Below are 15,899 nucleotides of genomic sequence, written 5' to 3'. Positions count from 1 at the left end.
CACGAGCTTTCTCAGGTGGGCTTGGGTGGCTCCATCCAGTTTTCGGGCATCAGGTTTTGTCTTCATGCCCATATAACGCACCACGCACTATTTGGTGCACACGTCAGTAACGACTCGATAAGTCACTCAGTAAACTGGAACGGTACGCGACGCGCGCCTCGAGCGCTTACCGTATGAAAGGATTACCTTCCACTCGATCGGGAAGGTATCGGCCATTGCGGGCACATGAGCAACGGACCTTTCCGCAATGAGGCACTGCTTTGCCGCCTTTTGGACGAAGTTGCCAGGGTTCTGATGTGATGGACGACTTCTCCACTTTGGCATAAACCCCTCGCTGGGTTGCGGGAGTCGTCCATCACATCAGACCCACGCCCGGCATGGCGAACGCGATCTTCACGCGATCCATATACGAAATGATGCATGCGAGCAGCAGTGGCGGGATCACGCGCAGCCAGCGGCGGCGCGGAATGGCGGCCCCGGCTTCGTACACCGGGCTCGCTGTGTCGGGCATTGTCATCTTGATGTCTCCAGTTTCGTTATGGGCGACGGCGGCCTTCTTATGGGCCGCCTGTCTTTCAACCTGTGACCTTTACCGGCCCCAGTGCAGTACGAGCGAATCGAGCCGGCGGGCGGCATCAAGCAGCCCGGCGCGAACAGCGATGGCGATTCCTTGCATGTCGCCGTGACGGGCAGTTCAGGCGAGCCAGTCGCCCGGCAAGCGAGTTGCATTCGGTAACGCGCGTGAAGGTCAGGGCTTGCCGATAGCGGATAGCGAGACGGTTGAGGGAGCGATAACCTCGCTCATGGAGACATCGGTCGTGACCGGTCGATCTTCGGCGAACGTCGGATCCCCCTCTACCCAAATACGGAAAAAAATGACTGTAAACAGAGATCTTGAGCGCCTGCCTGCATCTGCATCCGTCGAGCAGGTTCGCACGGCCGTCGAGCGAGACGGAGGCGTCATCATCAAAGGGCTCTTTTGCGATGAGGTTGGCGGACTGAATGCCGAAATCAACAACCTGGTACCCGGATACAAGGTGGGTATCGAGGGCAACGAATTCATGCGGGAATTCGCCGGGAGAGGACGAAGCGGATTACCCAGCTGGTCAACTGGAGTGCCTATTTCAGGGCGCATCTGCTCGATCATCGGCGTCTGCTTGAATACGTCGATCCTTTCATGCTGAAAACCAGCGACAGCTACTGGCTCAGCACCAGCCAGCTCATCGAGCTGCAGCCGGGCGAGAAAGTCCAGCTTCTTCATCGGGACGGCGACAACTACCCGGCCTTCAGGCAATTCGGCGCGAGCGCCCCGGAAATCATGATGAACTGCCTGATCGCACCCTCGGAGTACACAGAGGAGATGGGCGCCACGCGGGTCATCCCGAGCAGCAATAAATGGGAGGACTGGTCGAGGCCGGTGACGCAGGCCGACACCATTGCCGCGGTGATGGAAAAGGGCGACGCCTTCTTCTCGGGCAAGGTGATCCATGGCGGCGGGGCGAACGTCAGCAACAAGCCGCGCAGGGAGCTGGCCATGGCCTACTGCCCCCGTTGGTTGATGCCGGAAGAGGCCTATCCGTTCCAGGTTCCGATCGAGATGGCACGCACCTTGAGCCCGCGCGCGCAACAGCTTATCGGGTTCCGCTCATTCCATAACCAGACGCTGGAGGGCGGCAGCCTGTGGCAGCTCAATTATGAGGAACTCGGATCGTTCCTTAAGCTCGACGAATAGATGACCAGGGAGGCCTGGAGTTGGGCTGATTTTTGGCTGAACAGAGACCTCCCGGTCCGATAGGGACGCAGGGTGATGGGCGACTGTCATTCCTACTCCGACTCCCCCACCAACCCGACAGACCCCCGCCGCCTAACTCAGCCGGCGCCCCAGCGTTTCCCGGACCATCGCCAGGCCGCCCAGGGAGAACAGGCCGCAGCCGATGATGTAAAACGCCGGAGCGTTGGCATCGCCGGTCAAATGAATCAGCAGCGTCGAAAAAAACTGCGAGAAGCTGCCGAAGATGACGGTGGCAACGTAATAGCTCACCGAGACTCCCGTTGCGCGCAGGCGTTGCGGCAGCACTTCGCTGACGAGTACGAGCGTGGCGGGTGACGTCATCGCCATCGGTACGGCGAGCACGGCGGCAACGATCAGCACGGTGGAAAGCGTTGGGGCGTTGTTCATCGCAAGGAACGCTGGGTAGATCAACACGAGCATCGCGATGCGCGACCACCATACCACCCTGCGGCGACCGATGCGATCACTGAGCCAGCCCGAGACCGGGGAGAGAATCATGAGTACCAGCGACCCAATGAGTCCAGCCCAGATTGACTGCGAGAGCGGAATGTGCAGGCGAATCGCGGCGTAGTTCGGCAAATAAAAAACGACAATATGTACCGCGGAGGCGAGGCCGATCATGAGCAGCACGGTTGCCAGCAGCGCTTGCCAATGACGCGTCACGAGTTGCCAGTGCGTCTCGGCCGTGCTGTCGCCCCACTTGGACGGCACCAGCGTCTCGTCGAGACGACTGCGGATCATGACGCTGACCGGAACGACGAGCACACCGATCACAAAAGCCACGCGCCAACCCCAGGTGAGCAGCGTGGCGTGCGGCAGGACGTTCGCGAGCGAGAGCGCGACGAGCGCCGCAAAGACTGCGGCGAGCCCCTGGCTGAAGGGTTGCCAGCTCGTGTAAAAGCCCCGTGACCTGTCGTCTGCGTATTCGAGAAGCATGGCGCTTGCCGGCCCCATTTCGCCCCCGATGGCAAAGCCCTGAAGCAGCCGGGCGGCTGTCATCAGGATCGGGGCAGCGACACCGATCTGCGCATAGGTGGGCGTCAATACCAGCAGCGCAGCGCTTATCGCCATCAACCACAGTGTCAGCACGACGGCCGGCTTGCGCCCGACGCGGTCCGCATAGGCTCCGATGACCAGTCCGCCGACCGGCCGCATCACATAACCGATACCAAACGCTGCAAACGACAGCAGCAACTGACCCAGCCGATCATGGACGGGGAAATACAGCGGGCCGATCAGTGTGGCAAAGAAGTTATAGACAACCGAGTCGTACAGTTCGAGGCCGCTGCCCACGGTAATTGCCGTGATGACTAGCGGTTTCGAAAGCGGCCTGGATGCCGATGCGGATGACGCCATGGGGGGAGAAGCGCTGGGGGCGGCACGGTGATTCGACATGAGGTGTCTCCTGATTTTGTTGGCGAAGCCAGTAGTTGTCTGCTCCGCGGCGGATAGAGGCTGTACTTCAGTATCCGGATGGCGGCTCCGGTAAGGGCCGCCGGCCGGACTGCTCGTCCTTTCATCAAGCGAATAGGGGGTACCGTCAGCGAGCGACACCGTTGCCGATGGCGGGTGCGGTCGTGGACGCGGAGGGTTTCGCTCCACGCCATTGCTGCATGAACCCAGCCCATTTTGTGCGTACCGCGTCCAGATTGCGTGCCTTGACATGGCCGTAACCCCGGATGCCGTCGGGAAGGTTCGCGATGTCCAGTGCGAGCGCCAGGTTGGATGTCGAGAGTGTTTTCAGGATTTCCTCGACACAGGCCTGGTATTCGACGATGAGTTCACGTTCGGTCCGGCGTTCCCTGGTATGGCCGAATGGATCGAGGAACGTCCCGCGCAGGCCGCGCAGCGCGGCGAGTACGCGAAATGCACTGCGGATACGCGGGCCAAACGGCCGCTTGACGGGGTCGCCATTCGCATCGCGCCTTGCAAGGAGCGGTGGCGCGAGATGGTGAACCAGCTTGAAGTCGCCTTCGAACATGCTTTCCACCTTTTTCGCGAAGGTTGCATCGGTATGCAGGCGCGCCACCTCGTATTCGTCCTTGTACGCCATCAGCTTGAACAGATATCGTGCGACGGATTCGGTCAACCGGTGGCTACCTAGGCGCGACTCCGCTTCCTGCACCTTTGCCACGAACGCCTCGTAGCGATCGGCGTAAGCGCGGTTCTGATAGCCGGCGAGAAACTCGCTGCGCTTGCTGATGATGTCGCGCAGCGGCGGCTTCCTCGCAAACTGGATCACCTGTGCATCCGCGGCCTGTACCGGCACCTTCGCGAGATGGTGCGCACAATGACGGCCCCATTCGAAAGCGCTCTTGTTGTTTTCGACCTGAACGCCATTCAGCTCGATCGCCCGCATCAGCGTGGCGCGCGACAGCGGCACGCGCCCCTTTTGCCACGCATAGCCGAGCAGCATCAGGTTCGAAAAAATGGACTGGCCGAGCAGTTGCGTGGCGACCCGTTCCGCGTCGAAGACACCGAGATCGTCGCGTTCGACGCCGGACGAGATTGCCGCCAATGCCTCGTCGTTTGGCGACTGCCAGTCGGGGTTGCGCACGAACGCGACGGTGGGCGTCGCATGGCTATTCAGCACGACATATGTGCGGCCCGGCAGCATCGTCGACAGCGTCGTTTTCTGCGCGCCGACGACCGTGTCGCAAGCGATCACCAGGTCGGCCATCGCCACGTCGACGCGCGAAGCGTGCAGCGCGCTGGCGTTACCGGCAATCTGGATGTGGCTCCAGGTGGCGCCGCCCATCTGGGCCATGCCGGTTGCGTCCTGCGTGATCACGCTCTTGCCTTCGAGGTGCGCGGCCATGCCGAGCACCTGGCCGATGGTGACGACCCCGGTTCCGCCCACGCCGGCCACCACGATCCTCGACGCAACCGACGCATCGGGCAGTTGCGGCTCGGGCAGCGGCGGCATGTCGGCGAGCCCGGCCTTGCGTGCGGCCGCGGGCTTCCGGAGTTGTCCCCCCTCGACGGTGACGAAGCTCGGGCAGAACCCCTTCACGCACGAGAAGTCCTTGTTGCAGGTGTTCTGGTTGATCTCGCGCTTGCGGCCGAAGTCGGTCTCGAGCGGCTGCACTGCCACGCAATTGCTTTCAACCGAGCAGTCCCCGCAGCCCTCGCAGACCGGTTCATTGATGATGACTCGTTTCGCCGGATCGGCCATCGTGCCGCGCTTGCGTTCGCGGCGCTTCCTGGTCGCGCAGACCTGGTCGTAGATGATGACGGTGGCGCCCTCGACTTCGCGCAGCTCGCGCTGCACGGCATCGAGCTCGTCCCGGTGGCGTACCGTGACGCCTGCCGCAAGGTTGGCGACACCGGTGTACTTCTCCGTATCATCGGCCACCACGACGATGCGCTTTGCACCTTCGGCAGCCAGCTCGCGCGTCATGCCCGGCACGTCGAGCTGGCCATCGACCGGCTGGCCGCCCGTCATGGCCACCGCGCTGTTGAAGAGAACCTTGTAGGTGATGTTCACGCGCGCGTGGATCGACTGCCGGATGGCAAGTAGTCCGGAGTGATTGTAAGTGCCGTCGCCGATGTTCGCGAACATGTGGGTGCGTTTCGTGAATGGCGCCTGGCCCATCCAGGAAACGCCTTCGCCACCCATTTGGGACCACGAAGTGGTCGAGCGGTCCATCCACACCACCATGCCATGGCATCCGATCCCGGCCGTGGCGAGCGAGCCGTCCGGCACGTGGGTACTGGTGTTGTGCGGGCAGCCGGGACAGAACCAGGGCAGCCGTTCAGCGCCGCCGGCCGGATCCGAGGTGGCGCGTTCCCGCGCGTCGATTTCCGCGAGACGGCTATCCATGCGCGCGGCGACATCGGCGGGCACGCCCAGATTTTTCAGGCGGCTCGCGATCGCCTTCGCGACCAGCGACGGCGAAAGATCGGCCTTCGCGCGCAGCAGCCAGTCGTCGCCCGGCCTGCGATGGCTCCATTCGCCGCCTGCGGGCTCACCTTCAGCGGGGACATACTTGCCGAGCACGACAGGGCGCGCGTCGGCCGGATAATGGTAGAGCTCGTCCTTCAGTTGCTGTTCGACCAGCGGGCGTTTTTCCTCGATCACGAGCACCTCGCGCAGCCCACGCACGAACTCCCGCACGCCTTGCGGTTCGAGCGGCCATACCACGCTGACCTTGTGCAGCCGGATACCCAGTTCGCGGCACCGCGCGTCGTCCAGCCCGAGGTCCAGCAGCGCCTGGCGCGCGTCGCTGTACGCCTTGCCAGTCGCGATGATGCCGAGCCGGTCGTGGGGTCCTTCGATGACATTGTGGTTCAGACGGTTGGCGCGGATATAGGCAAGGGCGGCCGGCCACTTGTACTCCATCATCCGCGCTTCCTGGACGAGCGGGGCGTCGGGCCAGCGGATATGCAGGCCACCGTCGGGCATCGCGAAATCCTCGGGCAGAACGATGCGAACGCGGTGCGAATCGGTTTCGACCGACGCGCCCGATTCCACCACCTCCTGGACGGTCTTCATGCCGGCCCAGAGGCCGCTGTAGCGACTCATCGCAAATGCGTGAATGCCAAGGTCGAGAATGTCCTGCACGCTGGAGGGGAAGAACACCGGGAGGCCACAGGCGATGAAGGTGTGGTCGCTCTGGTGCGCGAGCGTGCTGCTTTTGGAGACATGGTCGTCTCCGGCCAGCGCGATGACGCCCCCAAGAGGCGCGGTACCGGCCAGATTGGCATGCTTGAGTGCATCCGCGCTGCGGTCCACACCGGGGCCCTTGCCGTACCAAATGCCGAACACGCCATCGTATTTCCTGTTGTCCCGGTCAAACTCGACTTGCTGCGAGCCCCAGACAGCGGTGACGCCCAGTTCCTCGTTCACGCCGGGCTGGAACACGACATGCTGTTCCGCGAGATGCTTTTTCGCCTGCCACAACGCCTGGTCGTAGGTGCCCAGCGGCGAGCCGCGATACCCGGAAATGAATGCAGCGGTCTGATGACCGGCAAGCACATCGCGCCTGCGTTGCATCAGCGGAAGTCGCACGAGCGCCTGAACGCCGCTCATGAAAGCGCGCCCCGTTTCCAGTGAATATTTGTCGTCGAGCGTGACGACCTCCATGGCCTTTCGGGTTGCTTCGGTAAGAGGGGCATTCATATGACTGACACTCGCCACTGTAGGTAATTTGGATTGCTAATCGAATTGCATAGTAAGACTTCAGCGCTGGATTCGATGAACCTAGTCAGGAAACCTGATGCGTAGCCGTTCGCCGAGCGACTGCAATTCGTGGATGATCGGGGCGGGCAGTGCGATGCCCTGTTTGCGCCCGGCGCGTTCCATCGCATCGCCGCGGTTGCCGGGCAGTCTTGCATCCTCGCCGCCCGCCACGAGGTAAATCTGCGTCCACTTTCGCATGTAGTCGCTAAACGCCTGCTGCCCATTAAAGGAATCGGGTTTGACCAGCCAGAGGAACGCACCCTGCATCGCGTCGCCGCGCTTCACGTGCGGCGTGGGCGCCGTGGCTGCCGTGGCCGTTAACGCACCGGCGAGGCATTCGACCATCATCGCAATGCCGATGCCCTTATGGCCGCCCATGGGTACGAGGAATCCGTCCAGCGCACGGTTCGCGTCGGTGGTGGGCCGGCCTTCGGCATCGAGTGCCCAGCCTTCGGGAATCGGCTTGTTTTCGCGTGCCGCAAGCAGGATATGCCCACGGGCCGCCACGCTGCACGCCACGTCGAACACAATCGGCGCCTCACCGGGCACCGGGCAGCCGAACGCAATCGGATTGTGTCCGATCGCCCCGCCGCTAAAGCCTTCCATTGCCAGCGCCGGCGGCGTGTGCTGTCCCATCATGCTGAAGGCGCCGCCTTCAGCGGCCAGCAGCGTGTGGATGCCGAGCGCGCCCAGGTGAGCACACGACTGCAACACGATCAGCACCGAAGCGCTGGTTTCCAGCGCTTCGAGCCCGAGGCGCACGGCATGCGGGCCGGCAACATGCCCCATCGCGCCGTCCGCATCCAGAACGATCCCGCCCGGAAAGGAGCGGCTGGTCATCTTCGGCCGCGGATTGAATGCGTTCGATTGAAGCCGGTCGACATATGAGGCGAGGCGTGTCATGCCATGTGTCCTGTAGCCGCGCAGCTCACTGCGAACGAGCATCGCTGCGGCCTCGGCGGCCTGCTCCGCCGGCACATCGCAGGTTTCGAACACGGCCGCCGTCCATTCGGCGAGCGCATCGGGGCGAAGGTGCAAATTCATTGTCCATTCTCCCGGATGATGACCAGCCGCTCGGCAAACGGTCCCGAGCAGATCGACTGGTAATAAAGCGGCCGGTTGCGCAGCGTATAGCCGCGCAGCTCCATGATGAACCCCGGCTGGTCGCTTTCGAGCTTCAGTTCCCTGGCGGCAGACGAGGGCAGCGTATCGAACCGGATCCACTGGTCCACGCGCTGCGTGGGCAGTGATAGCCGCTGGGCAACGAGTTCTCGCAGGTTCCTTTCCAGCGCGGTACGGTCGACCCCGCCAAGTTCGGCGAAGTCTTCCTCGCGCAGCCAGAATTCGCTGTACAGGTCGAAGCGCCCGCCGACGCTGATCACGCGATCGATGCGCACGTAGCCTTCGCCATCCAGGAAGTCGGACCACGGCCCCTTGCGTTTGAGGCGCTTGACCGCGCGCGCGTGGACGTAAGAAGGCAGTTCATTGCCCTCGGCGTCACGAAAGCGCAGGTAACGGACGTCGGCGGGCGCCACACGCGTGCCCGAGACGAACGTTCCCCGCCCTTGCTCGCGCGTGATCAGCCCGGAATGCACCAGTTGCATGAGTGCCTTCTGTACGGTGCCGACACTCACGCCGTGGTTTGCAGCCAGTTCGCCTTCGGAGGGCAGACGGTCGCCCTCGCGAAGTGCTCCGGATTCGATATGCCGGATGATTGCGTCCGACACCATGGATAGCTTGGTCATTTTGTCTCAGAGACTGCGTTCAAAACGGCTGATAGCTGTTTCCCTGACGTCCAGCACTTCACTTGCGAGACGCGTACCCGATGCGATATCGATCGCGTACTGGAACAGCTCGTCGCCAACCTGCGAAATCGACATGCCTTTTTCAAGGATGCCGCTCGAGTCGAAGTCGATGTTATCGGCCATCGTTTGCAAGGTCTGGATATTGCCACACACCTTGACCGTGGGCGCCACCATGTTGCCGATCGGGTTGCCGACCCCCGTGCCGAAGAACGTGAGCTGGCAGCCGGCGGCGGCAAGTCCCGTGAGATTCTCGACCGCCGCGGCCGGCGCATCCATGAAATGCAATCCCTTGCGTTGCGGGGCTTGGCCATAGCGGAGCACCCCGACGAGCGGGCTCGAACCAGCCTTGGCCATCGCACCGAGCGCTTTTTCCTCGACCGTGGTCAGACCGCCGCGCTTGTTGTCGGGCGAGGGCTGCGAGTCGCGCATATCGACGCCCCGGGCAAGCGCGAGATCCTCCATGTTGCGAACGGCTTCGACGAACGCCGTCCTGACCGAGTCGTCAATTGCGCGGGCGGCGAACAGATGATCCGCGCCGATGAACTCCGAGGTTTCGGAAATGATCACGGTGCCGCCCCCAGCGATGATCTGGTCGGCCATCCGCCCGATGGTCGGATTGCAGCTCAGTCCGGAAGTCGTGTCCGAGCCGCCGCATTCCACTCCCACCGTCAGCTCCGAGATCGGGCACACCTCGCGCCTGAGGCGCGAGGCCGAGATCGCGAGCTTCATCGCCTTGCGGGTGCCTTCCGCGATACAGTGAATGGTGCCATGCGGCTGGAGGTGAACGGTCTCGACGGGCTTGCCGGTGCTCCGGATGCGGGCGGCCACTTCTTCGGTGGAGGAGTCTTCGAGTCCCACCAGCAGCACACCGGCGATATTCGGATTGCGGCCAAGGCCGGCAAGCGATTCGTAAGCAAAGTCAAGGTCGGCGCCGAACTGGCCCCGCACGAAGAGCGTGGTGACGGGAATCGTACCTTCGACGGCGTTCGCAATTGTGCGCGTCACCGGGTTGCAGTTGTCCATCACGGAAACGACGGCCACCCAGTTGCGCACACCCACAGCGCCATTCGCGCGGCGGTAACCAAGAAACGTTTTCATCGTCTGCCTATCTCGTATGGTTCAGGTCGCCGCGAGCGCGGGTGGAATCGATGTTGTGGACATGCGCGTGTTCGCCGACTGCGAGCGACTTGCGCGCTGTGCCGATCACCTGTCCGTACTTGAGCACCGTGTCGCCCGCTGAGGTTTGCACGATGCAGATCTTGTGGCCGAAGGGCACGTCCTGCCGCAACATGACCTGCCCGGTTCCTTCCCCCTGCAGGATGCAGAGATCTCCCTCCTTGCCGGGATCCAGCAGTGTCGCGACATTGTCCGAGGGGTGAAGCACGATGGCACGAGGCATCATCCAACTCCTATATATATCTTTAAACAAAACAATGTGAATTTGCTGATGACCGGTGGTCTGCGAATCGACACGGCAAATCCGTCTTTCGGTGAGTCAAGGATAGGAGAGTGTGGCCAACTCCTATATAGGTATTTTCCTGAACTCCTATATAGAAGTGTTGACTTGGATATTTACGGCGTCTATCTTTCAATCCATCCGCTGCACTTGCAGGGGCGGACGTGCGAGGGGACAGATTTCGATGAATGTGCAATCCCACCTTGAGAAGATCGCCAGGCTGGAGTCGCTGCGCGGGCGACTGGATCCGCTAGAGGACTTCGAACTGTGGTTCTGGGCTGGCATGACGGCCGGCACCCACGCGGTGAACGCGGCACTCCATCATGGCGGCATCACCGCGAGTGACGACATGTATCCGACACAGCCGGGTGTCTATCTCGTTCCGCAACCCGATGGCGGGTTGAGCGCGGCGTTCCGGTCGGTGGGCGACATACTGCATGTTGGACGGCCCGTGATCGAGACTCCGGTGCCCGAGGATGTGACGTCGATGATGCACTTGATGGAGACGATCGAGCAGTACCGGGATCCGTGCGTGCGCGAGGGTGTGGTGCCGACAGCCACCATCGTGAAGGAATGCGACGCGGCGCTCGGGCAGTGCCTGCGGCTCCTGAACGACCGTCTGAATGGGAACGGATATGAACATTGAACAGCACATGGCCGCCGCAACCCGCATCGAGCGATCGCTACAGAAGTGCACCGTGCAGGACTGGGAGATGAAGATCGAAGGCGCGATGCTGGCCGGCACGCACTGGCTGAACGCCACGCTGCACCGGATGGGTGTCACGCAGCCTGCGGCCGATGTCTTCCACAGCTATTTGCTGACCGTGAACGAATACCGGCGACTGTGCGTCGCTGCAGACGAGACGGTTCGCGCGCTCTCGGAGATCGAAGACCTGCGCCCACCATTCGTGCGCGGAAACTGGCAAGGCGCGCAGGCCGCAGCGGATCGTGCGCTCGCACTATTGTCGGCTATCCGCGTAAAGGTCACGCAAGCCGGTTGATCCCATAGCACCAGTTGCAATTCAAGGAGGAGAGAACAGTGAAAGCAGTGCGTGTGACACCGACACCCGAGGGCGGCATGGTTGAGGTTCTGGATATCCCCGTGCCGGAAGTTGGCTCGGGACAGGTGCTGGTCAGGGTGCATGCCGCGGGGCTCAATCGCGGCGAGATCAAGCAGGCGGGCGAACTGCGCTCGGGCAACGCGATTATCGCAGGCGTTGAATTTGCCGGCGAGGTGGCCCAGGTCGGAGCCGGCGTGACGCTCTGGCGCGAGGGCGACCGCGTGATGGGGCATGGGCGCAACTGCCAGGCGGAGTACGTGGTCGCGGACCCGCTTGCCTTGATGCCCGTGCCCCACAACCTGTCGTGGATCGACGCGGCCGCGTTCCCCAATGTATTCATCACGGCGCATGACGCGGTCGTGACCAATGGCCAGCTCCGCGAGGGCGAATCGATCCTCGTCAACGGGGCGTCGGGTGGGGTCGCGATGGCGGCGATCCAGATTGCCGCCGCACTCGGGGCAAAGCCGGTGATCGCGACGTCACGTTCCGCGTCGAAGCTCGACAAACTGAGCCAGTTCGGCGTCGACGTCGGCATCGACTCGTCACGCGAATCGCAGGTCGACGCGGTAATGGCTGCTACCGGCAAGCGCGGCGTGGATCTCATCATCGACACCGTGGGCGGTCCGGTATTCGAGGCGAACATAGACAGCCTCGCGATCCAGGGACGATTCGTTCAGATAGCGCGTATCGGTTCCCCGATGGCGCAGATCGACCTGGCCAAGCTCTGGCTCAAGCGCCTGAAGCTGATCGGCGTGACGTTCCGCACGCGCACCGAGCAGGAGCGGCTCGAATGCATCCAGGCCTGCGCGCGCGACCTGCTGCCCGCGCTCGAAGCGGGTCGCCTCCGGCTGCCGATCGACCGCACCTTCGCGATCGATGCAATTGGCGAGGCACACGCGTACATGCAGCTCGATCAGCACGTCGGCAAGATCGTGCTGACCGTGGCGTGACGAACTTGATGAACTGTTGCGAATAGCATCAATACCCAGGAGACATAGATGAGCATCCGGATTACTCCGCTGACCGGCACGACCGGAGGGCTGGTTGAAGGCGTCAACCTGAATGAGCCGGTCAGCCGCGATACGTTCGACGTTCTGCATCGCGCATTTCTCGACTACGGCGTTCTCGTCTTCCGTGGACAGCATCTGCAACCCGCTGCGCACGTCGAATTTGCGAAGCTCTGGGGCAACCCCGCCCAGAACAACCCGCTCGATCCGGCTGTGCCCGGCTTCCCCGGCCTGATCCAGGTCACGAAGATTCCGAAAGAGACGGCATCGACGGAAGCGTGGCATTCGGATTCGATCTACACGGCAGTGCCGCCGAAGATCTCGATCCTTTCGTCCGTGGTCGTGCCGCACGGCGGAGACACTATGTGGTGCAACCAGTACGTGTCTTACGAGCGCCTGTCTCCGACCATGCAGCGCATGCTCGAGGGCCTGCGCGTTCGATTCGCGGGCTTGCGCCTGGCCCGAATGCGGAACATCGACAAGATCCCTGAAGCGGTTCATCCGATCGTGCGCACTCACCCCGAAACACACCGCAAGGCGCTTTATGTCGGCCACCCAGAAACGGCGAAGCAGATCGAGGGGATGACCGTTGCCGAAAGCCGGCCGCTGCTCGACTTCCTCTATGGGCATTCGACCGCTCCGGACAACGTGTACCGCCACATGTGGCAGGTTGGCGACGTCGTCATGTGGGACAACCGTTGCACGATGCATTATGCGGTGCATGACTACGGCGAAGAAGAGCGCGTACTGAACCGCATCACGCTCGAGGGGGAAGTGCCGGTCTGAGGGATCACGCTGCAGCACGTCTGCAGCGTGGGTTCGCGGTGGCCGTAGCGCGTTCAATAAATATAGTATTGCTAATTAAATAAGAACAATTGTCATACCCCGGCACAAGAGGAGATCTGATGAAAAAGGTACTTGGGGCGCTCGCCCTTGCTGCAACGGTTTCGGCTCCAGCATTCGCACAAAGCTCGGTGACGTTGTACGGCATCGTGGATACGGGTGTCGAATACTTCACACACGCTACGCCAACCGGCGGCTCTATGGTGCGGATGCCGGTCGTCGGCGGTGGCGACATGCCTTCGCGTTGGGGGCTGAAAGGCGCCGAGGATCTCGGTGGCGGCATGAAAGCCATCTTCACATTAGAAAGCGGCTTTTCGGCGGCTAACGGTGCTTTGCAGCAGGGCGGCCGGCTATTCGGCCGGCAGGCCTACGTCGGCTTGAGCGGTCCATGGGGACAACTTACGTTTGGCCGGCAGTACAGCATGACGAACTGGGGAATGGCTGAGTCGAACGTCATGGGGGCGGGCGGATTTGGCGGCCTTGCTTCGTTCGATCCGTATCTGCTCGCTGCGCGCTTCGATAACAGCGTAGTGTATATGGGCACCTTTTCAGGCCTCACTGTTGGAACGAGCTATTCGTTCGGCCGCGACGCAAGCGCGGCAGGGAACTGCCCGGGACAGTCCGGCAATGACTTCCTGGCCTGCCGCGCGATTTCGGCCATGCTCAAGTATGACCACGACGCATGGGGCGTTGCTGCGACCTACGACGAGCAACGTGGCGGGGCCGGTGCGACGCCTGTGACTGTCGTACCCGGCGCTGCGGGCATTGCATTCACGAAGTCGGGAGATACCGACCGGCGCTACCAGCTCGCCGCGCATGTCGACATCAAATCGGTGCGCGTGGGCGCGGGTTGGCTGCACCGGGTGATCGAGGGCGACTCGCGGTCGGCCAAAACCGACATCGAATATCTGGGCGTATCGGTGCCGTACAGCGCATGGATCTTCGATGCGCAGGTCGCGCACGTCGGTAGCGATGGATACGATGCGCACGGCACGATGGGAACCTTGCGGGCGAACTACAACCTCAGCAAGCGCACGGCCATCTATGGCGTATTCGCGTACATGAAGAACAGCGGCCAGCAGGGTATCTATTCCGTCTCGGCATCCAGCGCAGTCCCGGCGGCACCGCATCCCGGCTCGAACCAGTTAGGTGTGGAGATTGGTGTCCGTCATCTTTTCTGATCGGGAACGTGCCTGTCTCGATAGAGTGAAAACCGTATCGCGCGGACATGCGCAATGTGAGGTTGCAAATGCAGATTGGAGTACCCGCAGAGTCGGATGATCGCAAGTCGTTGGTCGCGGCTACGCCGGAAACGGTCAAGACACTGGTTGCCCGCGGTCATGAGGTGATTGTCGAGGCAGGCGCCGGCGAATTTGCGCACTACACGGATGAAGCGTACCGGAACGCCGGCGCGCGGATTGGCGATGCGGCATCGGCTTTCGGCGCACAGATCGTGCTGAAGGTCGCGTCCCCTACCGCCGAAGAGTTGCCACTGATGAGGCGCGGCGCGGTGCTGGCGGGCATGCTCGATCCGTTCGACGCCGAAAACGCGCAACGGCTTGCCCGGGCAGGCGTGACCGCGTTCGCGCTCGAGGCCGCGCCACGCACGACGCGCGCGCAAAGCCTCGATGTCCTGTCTTCGCAGGCCAACATTGCGGGCTACAAGGCCGTGCTGGTTGCCGCGCATCATTATCCGCGCTTCATGCCGATGCTGATGACGGCAGCCGGTACCGTGAAGGCGGCGCGTGTGCTGGTGCTCGGCGCGGGCGTCGCGGGTTTGCAGGCGATCGCGACCGCAAAGCGTCTTGGCGCCGTGATCGAAGCGTCGGATGTGCGCCCGGCGGTGAAGGAACAGATCGAGTCGCTCGGCGCGAAGTTCCTCAACGTCCCCTATGAAACCGACGAGGAGCGCGAAGCCGCGCAAGGCGTCGGCGGCTATGCGCGGCCGATGCCGCAAAGCTGGCTGCAACGCCAGGCGGCGCTCGTTCACGAGCGGGCGAAACAGGCCGATGTCGTCATCACGACGGCGCTGATCCCGGGCCGTCCTGCGCCGACGCTGATCTCCTTCGAAACCGTGCACGCGATGAAGCCGGGTTCGGTCATCGTCGACCTGGCGGCCGGGCGAGGTCCCATCCTCGACGGGCGCCGGGGCGGCAACTGCCCGCTCACCGAGCCGGACGAGGTCGTGGTCACCGCGAACGGCGTGCAGATTGTCGGCTATTCGAATCTGGCGTCGATGGTGCCCTCGGACGCGTCTTCGCTTTATGCACGCAACCTGCTCGACTTTCTGAAGCTGATCATCGCGAAAGACGGCACGCTCAATATCGATCTCACTGACGACATCGTCGCGGCCACGCTGCTGGCACGTGACGGCGAAGTCACGCGCAAGCCATAGAGGAGACGGGTGATGGAAGTCATCAACCATACCGTGATCAACCTGATCATTTTCGTGCTGGCGATCTACGTGGGCTACCACGTGGTCTGGAATGTGACGCCGGCACTGCATACCCCGCTGATGGCCGTGACCAACGCGATTTCGGCAATCGTCATCGTCGGGGCGATGCTCGCGGCGGGCCTGACTGTTGGCGGCACGGGCAAGTTCTTCGGGGCCGTTGCCGTGGCGCTCGCGGCGGTGAACGTGTTCGGCGGATTCCTCGTCACTCGGCGGATGCTCGAAATGTTCAAGAAGAAGGAACCGAGAAAGGTCGCCGGTTCTGGCAAGGCAAAGGAGGCAGCATGATGAGCCTGAACCT

15 protein-coding genes and 1 pseudogene are annotated in these 15,899 nt (G+C 62.5%); 9 read left to right on the top strand and 7 right to left on the bottom strand.

The genetic code is table 11. The features are described from left to right. Positions 1–370: 370 nt before the first annotated feature. Positions 371–517, bottom strand: a pseudogene (locus HV773_RS33900) (MFS transporter); the annotation flags it as partial. A gap of 286 nt (positions 518–803) precedes the next feature. Between HV773_RS33900 and HV773_RS37170 the strand changes: the two are divergent. Together HV773_RS37170 and HV773_RS33895 are read left to right on the top strand one after the other, a co-directional pair. Beyond that, on the top strand, positions 804–1,184 hold the full coding sequence (locus HV773_RS37170; protein WP_246282585.1) for a hypothetical protein: 381 nt from the start codon (positions 804–806) through the stop codon (positions 1,182–1,184). Next, entirely contained in the window at positions 1,070–1,732 is a 663-nt protein-coding gene (locus HV773_RS33895; RefSeq protein WP_343052422.1) for a phytanoyl-CoA dioxygenase family protein, read from the top strand. Before HV773_RS37170 ends, HV773_RS33895 begins: the two co-directional genes overlap by 115 nt. A gap of 132 nt (positions 1,733–1,864) precedes the next feature. Here the strand turns inward: HV773_RS33895 and HV773_RS33890 are convergent, their stop codons facing one another. The 6 genes from HV773_RS33890 to HV773_RS33865 form a co-directional block, all read right to left on the bottom strand. Next, positions 1,865–3,187 carry an MFS transporter gene (locus HV773_RS33890; protein WP_175198202.1) on the bottom strand — a complete coding sequence of 441 codons (1,323 nt, stop codon included), beginning with the start codon at positions 3,185–3,187 and terminating at the stop codon, positions 1,865–1,867. 145 nt (positions 3,188–3,332) lie between these two features. After that, complete coding sequence (locus HV773_RS33885) at positions 3,333–6,914, bottom strand: indolepyruvate ferredoxin oxidoreductase family protein (RefSeq protein WP_175198197.1); 3,582 nt, start codon at positions 6,912–6,914, stop codon at positions 3,333–3,335. Between the two features lie 81 nt (positions 6,915–6,995). Further along, entirely contained in the window at positions 6,996–8,018 is a 1,023-nt protein-coding gene (locus HV773_RS33880) for an Ldh family oxidoreductase (RefSeq protein ID WP_175198196.1), read from the bottom strand. Beyond that, a complete protein-coding gene (locus HV773_RS33875; RefSeq protein ID WP_175198195.1) occupies positions 8,015–8,719 on the bottom strand; it encodes a GntR family transcriptional regulator in 705 nt (234 codons plus the stop codon). Before HV773_RS33875 ends, HV773_RS33880 begins: the two co-directional genes overlap by 4 nt. Positions 8,720–8,725: 6 nt before the next feature. Beyond that, complete coding sequence (locus tag HV773_RS33870; protein ID WP_175198194.1) at positions 8,726–9,877, bottom strand: UxaA family hydrolase; 1,152 nt, start codon at positions 9,875–9,877, stop codon at positions 8,726–8,728. A gap of 7 nt (positions 9,878–9,884) precedes the next feature. Further along, positions 9,885–10,178, bottom strand: coding sequence for a UxaA family hydrolase (locus HV773_RS33865; protein ID WP_175198193.1), 294 nt, complete (start codon positions 10,176–10,178; stop codon positions 9,885–9,887). Between the two features lie 241 nt (positions 10,179–10,419). On the opposite strand from HV773_RS33865, the gene HV773_RS33860 reads away from it, so the two are divergent. From HV773_RS33860 to HV773_RS33830, 7 genes are all read left to right on the top strand, one after another. Beyond that, complete coding sequence (locus HV773_RS33860) at positions 10,420–10,881, top strand: hypothetical protein (RefSeq protein WP_175198192.1); 462 nt, start codon at positions 10,420–10,422, stop codon at positions 10,879–10,881. Next, positions 10,871–11,236 (top strand): hypothetical protein, encoded by a 366-nt coding sequence (locus HV773_RS33855; RefSeq protein WP_175198191.1) that lies wholly within the window; start codon positions 10,871–10,873, stop codon positions 11,234–11,236. Before HV773_RS33860 ends, HV773_RS33855 begins: the two co-directional genes overlap by 11 nt. A 38-nt stretch (positions 11,237–11,274) precedes the next feature. Beyond that, complete coding sequence (locus tag HV773_RS33850; protein WP_175198190.1) at positions 11,275–12,246, top strand: quinone oxidoreductase family protein; 972 nt, start codon at positions 11,275–11,277, stop codon at positions 12,244–12,246. Positions 12,247–12,294: 48 nt separating this feature from the next. Then, the gene (locus tag HV773_RS33845) at positions 12,295–13,089 is read left to right on the top strand and encodes a TauD/TfdA dioxygenase family protein (protein WP_175198189.1); all 795 of its coding nucleotides are present in this window, start codon (positions 12,295–12,297) and stop codon (positions 13,087–13,089) included. A 119-nt stretch (positions 13,090–13,208) separates the two neighbouring features. Then, positions 13,209–14,327 (top strand): porin, encoded by a 1,119-nt coding sequence (locus HV773_RS33840; protein ID WP_175198188.1) that lies wholly within the window; start codon positions 13,209–13,211, stop codon positions 14,325–14,327. Positions 14,328–14,395: 68 nt separating this feature from the next. Beyond that, positions 14,396–15,541, top strand: a complete 1,146-nt coding sequence (locus tag HV773_RS33835) for a Re/Si-specific NAD(P)(+) transhydrogenase subunit alpha (protein ID WP_175198187.1) — start codon at positions 14,396–14,398, stop codon at positions 15,539–15,541. 12 nt (positions 15,542–15,553) lie between these two features. Next, positions 15,554–15,886, top strand: a complete 333-nt coding sequence (locus HV773_RS33830; protein ID WP_175198186.1) for an NAD(P) transhydrogenase subunit alpha part 2 — start codon at positions 15,554–15,556, stop codon at positions 15,884–15,886. Positions 15,887–15,899 lie beyond the last annotated feature (13 nt).

Origin of the sequence: Paraburkholderia caffeinitolerans (assembly GCF_902859945.1) — a bacterium.
Taxonomy (GTDB): Bacteria; Pseudomonadota; Gammaproteobacteria; order Burkholderiales; family Burkholderiaceae; genus Paraburkholderia; species Paraburkholderia caffeinitolerans.
Note: the sequence above shows the minus strand (reverse complement) of the source record. Positions and strands in the feature narration are given on the sequence as shown.

Bases quoted from the DNA above. Each gene is read 5' to 3' on its own strand.
- HV773_RS33885 (WP_175198197.1), bottom strand. From the start codon at position 6,914: ATGAATGCCCCTCTTACCGAAGCAACCCGAAAGGCCATGGAGGTCGTC.
- HV773_RS33875 (WP_175198195.1), bottom strand. From the start codon at position 8,719: ATGACCAAGCTATCCATGGTGTCGGACGCAATCATCCGGCATATCGAA.
- HV773_RS33835 (WP_175198187.1), top strand. From the start codon at position 14,396: ATGCAGATTGGAGTACCCGCAGAGTCGGATGATCGCAAGTCGTTGGTC.
- HV773_RS33845 (WP_175198189.1), top strand. From the start codon at position 12,295: ATGAGCATCCGGATTACTCCGCTGACCGGCACGACCGGAGGGCTGGTT.
- HV773_RS33890 (WP_175198202.1), bottom strand. From the start codon at position 3,187: ATGTCGAATCACCGTGCCGCCCCCAGCGCTTCTCCCCCCATGGCGTCA.
- HV773_RS33860 (WP_175198192.1), top strand. From the start codon at position 10,420: ATGAATGTGCAATCCCACCTTGAGAAGATCGCCAGGCTGGAGTCGCTG.
- HV773_RS37170 (WP_246282585.1), top strand. From the start codon at position 804: ATGGAGACATCGGTCGTGACCGGTCGATCTTCGGCGAACGTCGGATCC.
- HV773_RS33855 (WP_175198191.1), top strand. From the start codon at position 10,871: ATGAACATTGAACAGCACATGGCCGCCGCAACCCGCATCGAGCGATCG.
- HV773_RS33865 (WP_175198193.1), bottom strand. From the start codon at position 10,178: ATGCCTCGTGCCATCGTGCTTCACCCCTCGGACAATGTCGCGACACTG.
- HV773_RS33880 (WP_175198196.1), bottom strand. From the start codon at position 8,018: ATGAATTTGCACCTTCGCCCCGATGCGCTCGCCGAATGGACGGCGGCC.
- HV773_RS33840 (WP_175198188.1), top strand. From the start codon at position 13,209: ATGAAAAAGGTACTTGGGGCGCTCGCCCTTGCTGCAACGGTTTCGGCT.
- HV773_RS33830 (WP_175198186.1), top strand. From the start codon at position 15,554: ATGGAAGTCATCAACCATACCGTGATCAACCTGATCATTTTCGTGCTG.
- HV773_RS33870 (WP_175198194.1), bottom strand. From the start codon at position 9,877: ATGAAAACGTTTCTTGGTTACCGCCGCGCGAATGGCGCTGTGGGTGTG.